This is a genomic window from Paenibacillus sp. FSL H3-0329 (assembly GCF_037963285.1).
Taxonomy (GTDB): Bacteria; Bacillota; Bacilli; order Paenibacillales; family Paenibacillaceae; genus Paenibacillus_AQ; species Paenibacillus_AQ odorifer.
The window spans coordinates 357668-372915 of sequence record NZ_CP150150.1; the positions used below are offsets into that span (position 1 = coordinate 357668).

The window sequence follows — 15248 nt, forward strand, 5'->3', positions numbered from 1 at the left end:
TCCGCTAATGGATATCCTCTTCCACCATATGCAACACAGTAAACAGTAGATACATCCGAAAGCGGAGAGGGCGTTTCACTCATGCCATTTGTACAGTTGCAGCATAAAATACTAAGGCTTACTAAGGCCGTGATTATTTTCTGAGGGACAGGGGAGAGGACAGTTGGGAAAGAAGTTAAAGTCTGCATTGACCAGCAAATGGATTAAAACCAAGGTGCTCATGCGAAGCACTGAAATTTCACCGTTGATTCCCGAAACAGTAAAATTCAGTAAAGTCAATCTGAAAGCTATGCTGCTGAAATATGGAATGGTTTATGTCAAACCAGAATACGGTACCTATGGCAATGGTGTGATGAAGGTTGAACAGAGTAGAGAGACTTATGGAACAGAATACAAGTACCAAAGTGGAACAAGACTTAAGACTTTTAGAACCTTCGACGCCTTCCATTTATCCTTAAAGAAAGCGACGCGTGGACGTAGTTACCTGATCCAGAGAGGAATAGTATTGCTAAAGCACGGGAAACACCGCTTTGATATCCGTGTGATGGTCCAGCTCAGCCCGCAGGGCAAATGGGAAACTACCGGTCTGATTGGTCGGGTAGCTGAGAAAGGTAAGATTGTTACCAACTATCATAGCGGCGGCAAACTAACTGCTATGGAAAAGCTTCTGTCTCCTTATCTGAACGAAGCTCAGCAAGCGCAAATGCTTAGGATACTGAGAAAGCTAGGAGAAGATACCGGACGTTTCTACCATAAGAAATATCCTGGGTTTAGACAGATTGGTGTCGATGTAGGATTGGATAGATCCATGACGCCTTGGATTATTGAAGTGAATACTAGTCCGGACCCATATATTTTTAAACATCTTTCTGATAAAAGCATGTACCGCAAAGTAATGGCTTACCGCAGAGCGAATGAGAAGAAAAAAAATACTAAATGATCTGTTTCCTCGTATTAGCAATGACAACAGAAATCTTTTGTTCTAATTCTATGATTTTTTGCTTGTGCGTTGCGATTTGGCGGTAACCCGAGACGAGTGAGGACAGAGACTGAGTGGTTAATGTAAGGTTTTGCTTGCGAATTGCTGCTTTGAAGTCACTCCAATCTGCGGAAATCCGTTTATTCAATGAGGTGACTACGCTTTTGTTAGATTTAATTGAGACTTGTGGGCTATCAATGCCAGACAAGGTTTTGCGGGCATAGGTTATCTTTCGGGTACGTGTCTGTTTGGCTGCATTCAACTGATTCTGTTTGTCGCTAATCTCTTTGCGAGCCAACTGAACCAGGACCTTCATAGCATCGCCTTGGGCTTGTAGTACGGTATTCAAAGTCTTATTTTTAAGACCCTTGGCGATCTTGATACGTTTATGAAGCGCATTGTATTGGTCGAATAAGGGCTGATAGTGCTGTTTACAGCTCTTAACGGTGACCTCCAGCTGAGCTACGGCTTCTAAATCAATCTCTTTAATTTGCTTACGTACCGCAATCAGTGTTTGCTCATTGTTATAGTGAAGGGTTCGGATCTGCTCCTCACGGTTATTGTATTGCATCTTTAAAGTAGATAATTCATTGTACAGATTAGTCATCTTCATCCTTGCAGGAGCCTCGGCAGTGGCAGCTGTTAGATCAAAAGCCGCTTGAATAGAAGGTGTTAATTCAGTCGTTGCTGCAGCAAAAGCTCCTGTTGATGTGCTTAACGATAGCAGGATCACCAGTAGTAGTAAGGGGAATGACTTTAGTGCGTTCATTGATTCGCTCCTCCTTTTGTCCGTATTCCTGAAGACAACAAAAAAGCACCCGTAGCAAAGGCAAAAGCCTTTATTACGGGTGCTTCCATCGTAATAGGTCACGAACGATATATTTATTGTTAAATATAAGTTGTTTATTTGCTTGCGTCAATAATTTAAATTTAAATATTTCCAATTTAAAATAATGCGCTAGACATTTCTTTCCCCAGTTCTCTTATCGTATACTGACATAAGAAGGTATGAGAGCTTTAGCGCTAGCAACAAAGGAGGTCTGGCTTAAATGGGCAGCTCGGTAGAATTTAACGCAATTCTGGATCATGCATTTATGAGGTCTCCAGAAGGAATGGCCGTACTGTTTTCGAATAACGGCAATTTCAACTGGATAAAAGTCAATCCGGCTTTTTGCAATCTACTTGGCTTTACGGAAGCCGAGTTTCTTGCCGGGGCTCTTTTTACAGAATCGGAAAATAGAGAGGCACATTCAAAAGAGCTCTCCTATAGAGTGGTAATGGATGAGCTTCAGAAATCGCCAGCGGGCAGCTGGAAGAAGGAGCATTGTTTTTTAAACAAAGAAGGTCAACCCGTCTGCCTGTCTCTCATGTTCTCTGGGTTAGGAGCAGAAGAAGGACAAGCGCCTTCGTATATTATAGTATATGCCGAGGATATTACGGAACTAAAGATCGCAGCTCAGGAAACGGTGGATCATCTGGATCAGCAGCAGCAAATGGAAGAACAAATTCGTCAAAGTGAACGCAATTATAGATTAATGTCCGAGAATTCACTGGATTTAATCTCGCGTCATGCGGTCAAAGACAGTATTTTCTTATATTGTTCTTCGGCTAGTCGTACCCTGCTTGGTTATGAACCTGAAGAGATGGTTGGGACAAGCGCCTATAATTATCTCCATCCGGATGATCTAGTTATGATGCAAGGTTTAATGGAGCAGAGCCGCAGCTCTGGCGTTATTCCGGCTGTAGCTTACCGCTACCGCCATAAGAATGGCACCTATGTCTGGTTCGAGTCGAGCAGTCGTTATACCTATGATGATGAGGGGAATGTCATGGAGATTATAGCGATTGGACGTGAAATTACGGAGCGCAAGCAGTTCGAGTTCAAGCTTAAGGAGAGCGAGCAACGGTATAAATCTTTGTTCGAATATAATCCATCTGCCGTGTACTCTATGAATTTGCATGGAGATTATTTGACCGCCAATGCGAATTTGGAGAAGTTGACCGGGTATTCGCTGGATGAACTGATCGGAATGTACTTTGGCCCCATTGTCCATGAGAAGGACATAGAGAAGACGTTGTATCATTTTAACTTAGCCGCCCAGGGTTATCCTCAAAGCTATGATCTAACGCTTATTCATAAAGACGGACACTTTGTAGAGATTAATACTACCAATATTCCGATTATTGTAGATGATCAAGTAGTAGGTGTGTATGGGATTTCCCGTGATATTACAGAGCGCATCCGTTATACAGAACAAATTGAGAAGCTTAGCAATGAGTACACTCTTATTTTAAATGCAGTTTCGGAAGGCATCTTTGGACTCGACATGGAGGAGAAGGTGACGTTCATTAACCCTGCAGGTTTGCAAATGCTGGACTATGAACATGATGAAATTATGGGCCATCCTTATTTGGATCAAATTCAGCAGATAGCACTCGATGGGAGCCATTATCGGCCGCAGGAATCTCCACTAATGAAGGCTATTAAGTCAGGTGTATCTTATCAGAGTAATGATGCGGTCTTGTGGCGTAAGGACGGTTCTAGCTTTCTTGCGGAATATCAGGTAACCCCTCTGTTTGATAAGGGGGAGCCGAAGGGTGTTGTTGTAGTGTTCCGGGACATCACGGATGAGAAGGAAATCATTCGGGCGAAGGAATCTGCGGAAAAAGCAGACCAGGCTAAGTCTGAGTTCTTAGCTATTATGAGCCATGAAATCCGTACTCCGATGAACGGAATTGTAGGGATGACGGATCTCCTGGCGGAGACGGAGCTTGATGAAGAACAGCTTGGATATACTGACATTATTAAGGAGAGCAGCAGCTCGCTCCTATCTATTTTGAATGAAATACTGGATTACAGCAAAATTGAAGCCGGAAAAATGATGATTGTAAATGAGCCCGTGCAGCTTCAAGCCGTATTGGACAGCGTAATCGATCTATTTACAGCGAAGGCTTTGGAGAAAAATATTCAGTTATCATGCAGCATGGCACCTGGAGTGCCGCCACTGATTATGGGCGATGCCGGGCGGTTGCGTCAGGTATTGGTCAATCTGGTCAGCAATGCAATCAAGTTTACAGATCGGGGCAGTATCAGTATTTACGTAGAGCAGAAGCTGTCCGCAGATCAAAAGAAATTAACTTTGAAATTTAATGTTAGGGATACGGGAATCGGCATTCCTCTAGAGAAGCAGCATCGGCTGTTTCAGTCTTTTTATCAGCTGCATTCCTCGTTTAACCGCAAATATGGCGGGACCGGATTGGGGCTGGCGATTTGTAAAAAGCTCGTTGAGCTGATGGGCGGAGCCATCGCTGTAGAGAGCAGTGAAGGAGAGGGCTCTAATTTCTATTTCACGCTGCAGATCAATCCTGATAGTAAAGCTGAGATAGATGTGGAAGATACAGTGCAGACAGAAGAACGGGAGACAACAATGGAAGGGGCAACAGCTGTAGAAGGAGAATTGGATGCCGGTACAAATGTGATTTTACTTCCGGAGGCGACTCCACATATTACTCCTAAGTCTAGCCCTTTAAGAGGGGATCTATCTGAATGAAGCATAGACAGCCTCGGATTAGCAACAAACTGCCTGCGGAGCCATATACACAGTGGGAGGTTGGGGTCGAATCCCCGTCCTCTGCGTGTGGCCCAGCTACGATGGCAGCGTTAACGGAGTATTGGAACACCCATTTCGGAGCGGACTTTATTCGGGGGAAAGGTCATTTTCCTTCCAAAGCCGCTCATATTAATTACATATACAGCCATCACGGCGGAAGACCTTGGGGGATGAGTGTGCGCTGTTTTACCAAAGAACTGAAGAACTATATCCATTCATCGACTTTACCTAAGGATCAGCAAAAGTTACTCATTACTACGTTTAATGATTTTGAAGTATATAAAACAGAAATTGATGCCGGCCGGCCTGTGGCTGTTAAATTTGATAAGTGGTTTCGTCTGCGGTGGAGAGGCAAGTTTACTTACGATTACCATTGGGTACTAGGTATAGGATATGAGGTATTTGATGACGGAGAGCGTCCTACCCTGATTGTTCACGATAATGGTGTGCGGTACAAGGATGGTAGAGTTACTCTAGGTAAAGAACGGCGTATTCCGTATTTTGCAAATAAAGACATTATTACGATGGTCGGGTTAGATATTGCAGATGCATCGAGGTAGAGGGGTTGTCCTGACAAAATAGCTTGAAAAATTTGAGTCCAAACGTTTGCACTACTTAGACGATCATACTATAATCCAGTTAATAACTGGAAAAGGGGATAGGTGCTTTGTCCGTACAAAGGGAAATGAAGGAACCCATTTATTATGGGGACCCTGCGGCTACTAGAGGGATTTCCGTGTTTGCTCAGGAGTTTGATCAGTTATTCAGCTATGATGGGGACGATCTTGGCCTAACGTACTCACCGGGTAGTTCAGCTTTTTGTTTGTGGGCGCCCACCGCTCAAGAAGCGGAGCTGGTACTTTATAATTCATGGCAGGGAGCAGCCGAGTGTAAGTATTCTATGATCCGTGATATCCGGGGCACGTGGAGAATTACAGTTGACGGTGATTTAGATGGCAAGTTCTATACCTACCGAGTACGTCTTGGAGAACAGTGGAATGAGGCGGTTGATCCTTATGCACGTGCTGTAGGAGTGAACGGTGATAGGGGAGCTATTTTAGATTTACGCAAAACAGATCCTGAGCGGTGGACGGAAGATAAACCACCCCTGGATGATCCTGTAGATGCCATCATTTATGAGCTTCATTTGCGTGACTTATCTATCCATCCAGCAAGTGGTATGACCCATAAAGGACAATATCTTGCTTTGGCGGAAGAAGGGACCCGCGGACCGGAGGGTATTCTCACTGGACTCGATCATATCGCGAACCTCGGTGTAACCCATGTGCAGCTATTGCCTGTTTATGATTATTCTACAGAGAGTGTAGATGAGACAAGGCTGGATGAACCGCATTATAACTGGGGTTATGATCCGAAGAATTATAATGTGCCAGAAGGTTCCTATGCTACAGATCCTTATGTGCCTGGAGTGCGTATCCGTGAACTAAAAACAATGATTCAAGCACTTCATGATCGGGGCCTCCGCGTCATTATGGATGTGGTTTACAACCATGTGTACGATGGCTACCGCGTGAATTTTACCAAGCTGGTTCCCGGCTATTATTTGCGTTACAAGCAAGACGGAAGCCTGTCGGATGGCTCTGGCTGCGGGAATGACGTGGCTTCGGAACGATTGATGATGTCCAGCTTCATTGTGGAATCCGTAGTTTATTGGGCCAAAGAATACCATATCGATGGTTTTCGTTTTGATCTGATGGGCTTGATTGATCTCGACACGATGGAGGAAATCCGGCGTCGTCTGGATGGGATTGACCCGTCCATCATGACGATTGGTGAAGGTTGGATGATGGGGACAGAGTTGCCGATGGAGCGGCTTGCCCATCAGAAGAATGCGGCGCTTTTGCCGGGAATCGGACACTTTAATGATGATTTCCGGGATGCAATTAAAGGGAATATTTTTCTGCATGATCAACCGGGCTTCATCAGCGGAATGATGGGTCTGGAGCTTGCGATAAAGGCCGGAGTCGCGGGAGGCATTGCTTTTGCCCCAGGCATTGGACAATTTGCCGTGGAGCCTCAGCAAACCGTCAATTATGTGGAATGTCATGATAATCATACGTTATGGGATAAAATATTACTGTCCACACAAGGGGAGACGGACAAACAGCGCCAATCTATGCATAGATTAGCTTCTGCGATAGTGTTCATGAGTCAGGGAATCCCCTTTGTCCATGCGGGTCAGGAATTTATGCGCACGAAAAACGGGGTGGAGAACAGCTATAAATCCTCGGTGAAGATCAACCAATTGGATTGGGAACTGTGCGCTGCTCATCAAGACGATGTGGTTTATCTGAAGCAGCTAATTGCCTTGCGAAAAGCGCATCCGGCTTTCCGTATGCGAACGGCAGATGACATTCGGAATCATCTAGTATTTGAAAAAGCACCGGTAAGTTCGGTAGCTTATACGCTGCGTGGCCATGCTGGAGGAGATGCGGCGAAGCATATCTATGTGCTTTTTAATGCTAATGTTGAACAGACGGCTTTGGTTCTGCCACAGCTCGGGGCATGGAAAACGGTTTTTGGAGCCGATCTTGTGCAGAATCTGACGGGTAATAAGCTAAATGTAAGTGGGATTGGAATGGTAGTGCTGACGGTGAACTAGATGGTTTGTTATAGATAATTCGTCAAAAGCATACGGAGTATTGTGCTCAATGAGTACAGTGCGCTGTGTGCTTTTTTGCGCGGAACTTTCTTTTGAAAGGATGCTTTTATTTTACATAAAAAGGTGACATTACTCATTTTCGTTAAAGATCTAGGATGCTAATATTAAGGCATTTACTTTGGCGCTTTAGAGTGGCATAACAGCAGAAAGTGACAGAGAGTACTTTTCTTTGGTAGAGAGGATGAAAGAGATGGGGAAAGCAACCGGATTTTTAGAGTTTGAACGACAGACACCCTCCGAGTGTGAGGCATTGGAGCGAATTAAGAATTGGAATGAATTTTCGATTCCTATGGATGAAGAAAAGCTGCGCGAGCAAGGGGCACGTTGTATGGATTGCGGTACGCCATTCTGTCATGTAGGACGTCTGTTGTCTGGTATGGCTTCCGGCTGCCCTTTGCACAACTTGATTCCTGAATGGAACGATATGGTCTATCGTGGAAATTGGGAGATAGCGCTAAAACGTCTGCATAAGACAAACAACTTCCCTGAATTTACAGGCCGTGTCTGTCCTGCTCCTTGTGAAGGCTCTTGTACGGTAGGGATGAACGGCAAACCTGTCACCATTAAATCTATTGAGAAGTCAATTGTAGATAGAGGTTTTGCAGAAGGCTGGATTGTGCCTGAGCCGCCACTTCATCGCACGGGTAAGAAGGTTGCTGTAGTGGGTTCAGGTCCGGCAGGCCTTGCCTGTGCGGCACAGCTTAATAAGGCTGGACATACGGTGACTGTGTATGAACGGGCGGACCGGATTGGCGGTCTGCTTACCTATGGTATTCCCAACATGAAGCTGGATAAAAAGACTGTGCAGCGCCGGGTGGATCTGCTTGCGGCTGAGGGTATTACCTTCGTAACTCGAACAGAGATCGGCCGAGATCTCCCAGCTTCACAGCTCAAGGCAGAGCATGATGCTGTGGTACTGTGCGGTGGATCTACACAGGCACGTGATCTTCCGATAGAAGGACGTGATCTGCGTGGGATTCATCAAGCTATGGAGTTTTTAACGCTGAATACAAAGAGCCTACTGGATTCAGGGCTTGCAGATGGCGAGTATTTATCTGCAGCAGGTAAGGATGTAGTTGTAATCGGCGGTGGGGATACTGGAACAGACTGTGTGGCCACCTCAATCCGCCACGGCTGCCGCAGTGTAACTCAGCTCGAGATTATGCCACAGGCGCCGCTGACTCGTCAGCCTAACAATCCTTGGCCGGAATGGCCAAAGGTGCTTAAAGTGGACTATGGTCAGCATGAGGCCGCTTCACTGTATAAAGAAGATCCACGCCGTTATCTGGTTTCGACGAAACGGTTTGTCGGCGATGAGGGCGGGCAAGTGCAGGAGCTGCGTACAGTGAGCATTGAATGGACTCGTAATGAACAGGGACGAATGGTACCGGTCGAAGTGCCGGGCAGTGAGGAGACCCTGCAAGCGCAGCTGGTATTGCTGGCTTTGGGATTCACAGGGCCTGAAGAAACTGTACTGGGCGAGCTTGGGGTGGAACGCGATGAGCGGGGGAACGCCAAAGCAGAGTTCGGAGCACAAGTAACCAATGTAGAAGGTGTGTTCACAGCAGGTGATATGCGGCGCGGGCAAAGCCTTGTAGTATGGGCTATTGACGAAGGGCGTCAGACTGCGCGCGAAGTAGACCGCTTTTTGATGGGATCCTCGAATTTGCCGTGAGTGTTAAGATATAGCGAGCAGGGCGTTCCTTTGGGAACGTCTGCTTTGCGTTGTGGTATGTTCAAGGTTAAGATTATTGTCTAAGCACATATTTACTTAAGTTAAGTTGAAAAGGAGAATACATGATGAAGTTAATGTTTATTTCCGACATTCACGGATCTTTATTTTGGCTGGAACGGGCTTTGGAAAAGGTAGAAGAAGAGCAGCCGGACAGTCTTATTATTCTAGGAGACTTCCTATATCATGGTCCAAGAAATCCGCTGCCGAAGGACTATAACCCACAAGAGGTTGCTAATAAGCTTAATGCATATAACAAAAACAAGCCGATAACCGCAGTGCGTGGAAACTGTGACGCCGAGGTAGATCAAATGCTGCTGGAATTCCCGATGATGGGCGATTATGTAATGCTTTTGCACGAAGGCAAACGGATTTACGCTACACATGGTCATGGCTTTAGCATTGAGCATTTGCCGGCGCTTTCCGAGAAGGATATTTTTATTCAGGGACATACCCATATACCAGTTGCCGATGTAAAGGAGGGAGTGTACGTGCTGAACCCCGGCTCCATATCGCTGCCTAAAGAGAATAATCCGAATTCCTATGCTGTTCTAGAGGGCGGGGAATTTATCGTTAAGGATTTTGAAGGCAATGTGGTAAAAAAGATTACCGTATAGTGAGAGGGATCGTTTAAAGGAACTCCTGAAGATTGAGAGATTGAACAAGGGAGACAATGCCAAAGGACAACATTACCAATCCGGATAGTTTGTTGAACATGAGCTGTTTCGAACGTCCTGACATTATGTTGTTTCTGAACAAAGCGGTGCTCCCTGTCAAACCCATCCACCATAATGCGGAACCCAGAAAGACGCCGCTAACTAGAAACGGCATATTGGAGCTGCTATGAGACAGAAGGACGCCAGATGCGCTGAATACGCCAAGGGAAAAAATAATTGTCATGGGATTAGACAACGTCAGCAACAGCGTTACCGTGTATGAATTCAGTGAGCTTTTTGGGGAATTGGGTTCTGTTAGCTTCGTTGTAACGGATGAAACTTAAATTTTTTAACTGTAAAATGGGGGCTGCGAAAAAAAATTCCTTCCAACATTATTAATGTCCCAGGGAATTGAGCACTAGAACATATTATTGTATGATGAGGAAGGAGTTTTAAGGGTAGGAATGGCTCCAAATATATTAGTAAAGGTAGTTAACACATGAATCCTAAAGATTTGAACTATACAATGCCACCGGAATGGGGCAAGCATGAACGTACTTTTATCTCCTGGCCGGTGCAGGAATCTATGTGTTTCCCGGACAACCACGAGTCAGTGTGTCAAGGTTATGCTGACATTATCACAGCCATCGCCGAGTTTGAACCGATCACGGTCATTGTGAACCCGGAGGACGTGGAGCGGGTAGAACATCGGGTCGGCGGACCGAATGTAACGCTGCTGCCTATTGCGCATAGCGATGCTTGGCTGCGTGATAATGGACCTACCTTTATTGTTAATAAAGAAGGACAAATGGCAGGTGTGAACTGGAAGTTTAATGCTTGGGGCGGTAAATATTCACCTTGGGATCTGGATGACGAAGTGGCTCCGCAGATTCTGGAGCATGCACAGATCACCCGTTTTGATGCACCGCTTGTGATGGAGGGTGGCTCGATTCATACGGATGGAGAAGGCACTTTGCTTACTACAGAAGAGTGTCTGCTTAACCTAAACCGCAACCCGGAGCTGAAGCGCGAAGAGATCGAAGAGTACGTGCGGAACTATACAGGTACAGAAGCTATTATCTGGCTGAGACGTGGCCTTAGCGGCGATGAAACCGATGGTCACGTTGATAATATTGCTTGTTTTGCTGCACCAGGCAAAGTTATTATCCAGGTCTGTGAGGACCCGCAGGATGAGAACTATGAGATTACGCAAGAAAATCTGCGTATTCTGGAGAACGCTACAGATGCCAAAGGGCGTAAGCTGGAGATTATCAAGATTCAGCAGCCACCACGGGTCGATCATGACGGCAGTCGTCTGACACTCAGTTATTTGAACTTTTATTTCGTGAACGGCGGAATTATCTTGCCTGTGTTTGGCGGCACCGCGACAGAAACGGATACACTTGCTGAGAAAGTGCTCGCTGATTTGTTCCCGGATCGCAAGATTCGTACAGTTAACGGAATGGCCGTTATCACCGAAGGCGGGAATGTACATTGCACTACGCAGCAAATGCCTGCACAGCAATAATTTGAAGGAAACTAAACGTCCAAAGGGACATTTATATACAAGGAGGACAGATTCTTGAGAAATGTAAAAGTAGCTGCGACACAAATGAGTTGTTCCAGCAATATTGAGGAGAATATCAGCAAAGCCGAGACATTGGTCAGAGAAGCGGCAGCACAGGGTGCGCAAATTATTTTGCTGCAGGAGCTGTTTGAGACTCCGTATTTCTGTCAAAAAGAGAAAGCTGATTATTACGCATATGCAACAGAGCTTGAGCATAACAAGGCGATTAATCATTTCAAAGCAGTAGCCAAGGAGCTGCAAGTGGTACTGCCAATTAGTTTTTATGAGAAAAAGAATTACGCGCGTTACAATTCACTTGCTGTAATCGATGCTGATGGAACGGTGCTTGGCAAATACCGCAAGAGTCATATTCCAGATGGCCCAGGTTATGAAGAGAAGTTCTACTTTAATCCGGGAGATACTGGCTTTAAGGTATGGAACACTCGTTATGCCAAGATTGGCGTAGGTATCTGCTGGGATCAATGGTATCCAGAAGCGGCTAGAGTAATGAGCCTGATGGGAGCAGAAATTCTGTTCTATCCAACGGCTATTGGTTCTGAACCGCAGGATGGATCGATCGATTCCAAGGATCATTGGCAGACCTGTATGCTTGGACATGCAGCTGCTAATCTTATTCCAGTCGTGGCTTCCAACCGTATTGGTGAAGAAATTGATGAGGATTCGAGCATTAATTTCTACGGTTCATCATTCATTGCAGGTCCTCAGGGCAATAAAATCGTTGAGGCTGGACGTGATGAGCAAACCGTGCTGGTAAGCGAATTCGATCTGGATGCTTTGGAAGTTGGACGGATCGAGTGGGGAATCTTCCGTGACCGCCGGCCGGATTTGTATAAATTGATCGGTTCTTATGATGGAGATATCACACTTTAATAGGTTTAAGGTTAAATCTAAAGGCATTGCTAGGGAGAATACAATCTCTGGCAGTGCCTTTTTGTGTTTGATGGTAATTTTTTGAGAGTGATGTACGTATAAAACTTATAAAATAATAATATTATGTTATATAACCTTACATAAAATAGAAAAGTTAATTGTCATGAATCCTTTAATCTGTTAAAATCTCTTTAAGTTATTTCCAAAAATAGGGGGTATGGAGATATGACAATAAAAAGTCGCGCTTTAATGTCAGTTTTTATCGCATTGGTGGTGGTTGGATTGGTAGGTTGTGGAGCAAATAACAGTAAAGCTGGTAACGAATCCCCGGCAGAGAAAATTAAGTTTGCCAGTGATGCCAGCTACGCTCCTATGGAGTACATGGACACGGATAAAATCAAAGGATTCGACATCGATTTTATTAAGGCAGTTATGGAAGAAGCGGGAATAGACTATGACGTAACGAACACAGGCTGGGAAACGATGCTTCAAAGTGTGAAGCAGGGAACGGAGTATCAAGCAGGGCTGTCTTCAGTATCCATTACGGATGAACGTAAAGAAACCTATGACTACTCCATCCCTTATTTCGAATCTACCAATATGATCATGGTTAAAGAAGGCAGCGACATCAAAAATGCACTTGATCTTAAAGATAAAGTAGTTGCAATACAAGGGGCCACAACTGCAGACGACCTGATGAGCGGAATAATGGGCGTCGACAACCCTAACTTGAAACGTTTTGACAGCAATGCGGTGGCATTGATGGAACTGAATGGCGGCGGAGCCGATGCGGTCGTAGCGGATATTGCCATTGTACGTGAATACATGAAAAACAATCCTAAGCAGAAGCTGGTGGGGATTGTAGACACGGAGAACTTCGGAGCGGAATATTACGGCATTCTTTACCCTAAGGGCAGTGAGTTAAAAGCGAAACTGGATCCGGCTATTAAGAAGGTATTGGAAAACGGAAAGTACACGGAAATCTACAAAACTTGGTTCGGCGAAGAACCTAACCTGGATAGCTTATTGAACGCAAAATAAGGAAAGAACCTAATAAGCATGCGTAATGATAGCTATTGCGCATGCTTATTTTTTTAAAGAGAGATGACATAAAGAAGAGAAGGGGAGAGTCCTATGGATTTTAGAATGGACATTATTATTCATTATTTGCCCGTCCTTTTAAAAGGGACATTGCTGACTATCGGTATTTCTGTAGTTTCTATTTTATTTGGTTCTATTTTGGGACTGGGGATCGGATTTGGCAAAATGGCTCCTAAATGGTATTTGCGCTGGCCTTTTCATTCATATATCAACTTTTTTCGGGGAACACCACTGTATGTGCAGATTCTGATTGTTCACTTTGGAGTGATTCCCCCGCTTTACGGCAAAACCAACGCCCTAATCACTGCGTTTGTCGCTCTGTCGCTTAATTCGGCTGCTTATTCGGCTGAGATTTTTCGGGCGGGCATTCAGTCGGTTGATCGTGGGCAACGGGAAGCCGCTATTTCACTGGGGATGACTAATCGGCAAGCGATGAGATTTATTATTTTACCGCAAGCGATCAAACGGATGGTTCCGGCTTTTGGTAACGAGTTTATTGTGCTTGTGAAAGACTCCTCTCTTCTGGCTTTGGTGGCTGCACCGGAAATAATGTATTGGACCAACACGATGAAAGGGCAATATTTGCGGATATGGGAGCCTTATTTGACAGCGGCACTTATTTATTTCATTCTTACCTATTCTCTTAGCAAGCTGCTGAATTACGTTGAACGGAGGCTGAAATAGGATGGAGCCTATGATTTCAGTACGGAACTTACATAAATCATTTGGAACAAATACGGTGCTGGCCGACATAAGTATCGATATTTTCAGTCAGGAGGTAGTGGTGGTTATTGGGCCGTCCGGATCGGGTAAATCCACCTTTTTGCGTTGCCTTAATTTACTGGAGCAGCCGCAGGGGGGCGAGATTGTAATTGAAGGCACTTCTTTGATGGCGGCGAGTACGAAGATTAACGATATCCGTACAGAGCTTGGGATGGTGTTTCAGCAGTTTAATTTATTTCCTCATATGAAGGTTATAGAGAACATTATGCTGGCACCGGTTCAGGTGCGTAAATGGTCTCCGGATAAAGCGCGGCAAAAAGCGCTGGAGCTGCTGCAAAAAGTAGGTCTAAGTGAAAAAGAAGAGATGTATCCAGCCTCATTGTCTGGGGGGCAGGCTCAGCGGGTAGCAATTGCAAGGGCGCTGGCTATGGAGCCCCAAATTATGCTCTTTGACGAACCAACCTCAGCGCTTGACCCGGAGATGGTGGGGGAAGTGCTGGCGGTGATGAAGGAGCTGGCCCGTGAGGGGATGACGATGGTCGTGGTGACGCATGAAATGGGCTTTGCGCGTGAGGTGGGAGATCGTGTGCTGTTTATGGAACAAGGTGAGATTGTGGAGGAAGGAAGTCCGGAGCAGCTGTTCGGAAATCCTGTGCAAGAACGGACACGCTCTTTTCTATCAAAGGTGCTGTAATTTTGTGGAAAGTAGAATCTTGTTATTTTATCAGGTATATTAGAAGAGTAACGGTTATTTCAGGGATTTATATGCAAAATCTGTCGGAACGTGGAGAGGAGGCTCTGGGGATATCTTTTGTTATCATAATCTTGCAGTGATAGAGGGAGAATACGATGAGCACATTTAAAAACTGGTTAAACACAACCAAAAGCGGACTAACAGATCAAGTGAAAAAATTCAAAAATAAAGATTTTATGAATGCTGTAGTTGCGGGCTGCGCTTTGGTGGCTGCGGCTGACGGTAAAATAGAAGAAGCAGAGAAAAATAAAATGGCCGGCTATATGAATATGAGTAATGAATTGAAGGTATTTGACATGAGAGATGTCATTGCTCAATTTAACTATTATGTAAGCAACTTCGAATTCTCACCGGAAATAGGGAAACAAGAGGCTTTGAAGGCCATCGCAAAGTTTAGCGGCAAACCAGATGCAGGACGTTTAATCGTGGGCGTATGCTCGGCAATTGGATCGGCCGATGGCGATTTTGATGACTATGAAAAAGCAGTTGTGCGGAATATTTGTAGCGTCTTGGGATTAAACCCTAGCGAATTCAGTTTATAAATTAGGTGG

At 45.1% G+C, this 15248-nt stretch carries 14 protein-coding genes; 12 read left to right on the plus strand and 2 right to left on the minus strand.

The window, feature by feature from the left end; translation table 11 throughout:
• The first annotated feature begins 163 nt into the window (after positions 1 to 163).
• A complete protein-coding gene (locus tag NSQ66_RS01600) occupies positions 164 to 940 on the plus strand; it encodes a YheC/YheD family protein (protein WP_036687402.1) in 777 nt (258 codons plus the stop codon).
• Here the strand turns inward: NSQ66_RS01600 and NSQ66_RS01605 are convergent.
• Complete coding sequence (locus NSQ66_RS01605) at positions 933 to 1748, minus strand: hypothetical protein (protein WP_051491505.1); 816 nt, start codon at positions 1746 to 1748, stop codon at positions 933 to 935. The genes NSQ66_RS01600 and NSQ66_RS01605 overlap by 8 nt on opposite strands.
• A gap of 280 nt (positions 1749 to 2028) precedes the next feature.
• On the opposite strand from NSQ66_RS01605, the gene NSQ66_RS01610 reads away from it, so the two are divergent.
• The 5 genes from NSQ66_RS01610 to yfcE all read left to right on the plus strand — a co-directional run bounded on the left by NSQ66_RS01610 (position 2029) and on the right by yfcE (position 9622).
• Positions 2029 to 4530 (plus strand): PAS domain-containing hybrid sensor histidine kinase/response regulator, encoded by a 2502-nt coding sequence (locus NSQ66_RS01610; protein ID WP_051491506.1) that lies wholly within the window; start codon positions 2029 to 2031, stop codon positions 4528 to 4530.
• Positions 4527 to 5150 (plus strand): C39 family peptidase, encoded by a 624-nt coding sequence (locus NSQ66_RS01615; protein WP_036687404.1) that lies wholly within the window; start codon positions 4527 to 4529, stop codon positions 5148 to 5150. The genes NSQ66_RS01610 and NSQ66_RS01615 overlap by 4 nt, the downstream gene beginning before the upstream one ends.
• Positions 5151 to 5257: 107 nt before the next feature.
• A complete protein-coding gene (pulA, locus tag NSQ66_RS01620; protein ID WP_036687405.1) occupies positions 5258 to 7213 on the plus strand; it encodes a type I pullulanase in 1956 nt (651 codons plus the stop codon).
• A 250-nt stretch (positions 7214 to 7463) separates the two neighbouring features.
• The gene (locus NSQ66_RS01625; RefSeq protein ID WP_076141404.1) at positions 7464 to 8948 is read left to right on the plus strand and encodes a glutamate synthase subunit beta; all 1485 of its coding nucleotides are present in this window, start codon (positions 7464 to 7466) and stop codon (positions 8946 to 8948) included.
• 125 nt (positions 8949 to 9073) lie between these two features.
• On the plus strand, positions 9074 to 9622 hold the full coding sequence (gene yfcE / locus NSQ66_RS01630; RefSeq protein WP_076141403.1) for a phosphodiesterase: 549 nt from the start codon (positions 9074 to 9076) through the stop codon (positions 9620 to 9622).
• A gap of 13 nt (positions 9623 to 9635) precedes the next feature.
• On the opposite strand, the gene NSQ66_RS01635 is transcribed toward yfcE, so the two are convergent.
• On the minus strand, positions 9636 to 9950 hold the full coding sequence (locus NSQ66_RS01635) for a LysE family transporter (RefSeq protein ID WP_081386805.1): 315 nt from the start codon (positions 9948 to 9950) through the stop codon (positions 9636 to 9638).
• 210 nt (positions 9951 to 10160) lie between these two features.
• Here NSQ66_RS01635 and NSQ66_RS01640 point away from each other — a divergent pair, with 210 nt between their 5' ends.
• The 6 genes from NSQ66_RS01640 (at position 10161) to NSQ66_RS01665 (ending at position 15239) form a co-directional block, all read left to right on the plus strand.
• Positions 10161 to 11189, plus strand: coding sequence for an agmatine deiminase family protein (locus tag NSQ66_RS01640; RefSeq protein WP_076141401.1), 1029 nt, complete (start codon positions 10161 to 10163; stop codon positions 11187 to 11189).
• A gap of 54 nt (positions 11190 to 11243) precedes the next feature.
• Positions 11244 to 12119: an N-carbamoylputrescine amidase gene (aguB, locus tag NSQ66_RS01645; RefSeq protein ID WP_076107380.1), complete on the plus strand. Its 876-nt coding sequence runs from the start codon at positions 11244 to 11246 to the stop codon at positions 12117 to 12119.
• A 225-nt stretch (positions 12120 to 12344) separates the two neighbouring features.
• On the plus strand, positions 12345 to 13160 hold the full coding sequence (locus NSQ66_RS01650; protein ID WP_036687413.1) for a transporter substrate-binding domain-containing protein: 816 nt from the start codon (positions 12345 to 12347) through the stop codon (positions 13158 to 13160).
• A gap of 93 nt (positions 13161 to 13253) precedes the next feature.
• Positions 13254 to 13904, plus strand: a complete 651-nt coding sequence (locus NSQ66_RS01655; RefSeq protein ID WP_036687415.1) for an amino acid ABC transporter permease — start codon at positions 13254 to 13256, stop codon at positions 13902 to 13904.
• Positions 13905 to 13914: 10 nt separating this feature from the next.
• Complete coding sequence (locus NSQ66_RS01660) at positions 13915 to 14637, plus strand: amino acid ABC transporter ATP-binding protein (RefSeq protein ID WP_076141451.1); 723 nt, start codon at positions 13915 to 13917, stop codon at positions 14635 to 14637.
• Between the two features lie 155 nt (positions 14638 to 14792).
• A complete protein-coding gene (locus NSQ66_RS01665) occupies positions 14793 to 15239 on the plus strand; it encodes a tellurite resistance TerB family protein (protein ID WP_036687417.1) in 447 nt (148 codons plus the stop codon).
• Positions 15240 to 15248 lie beyond the last annotated feature (9 nt).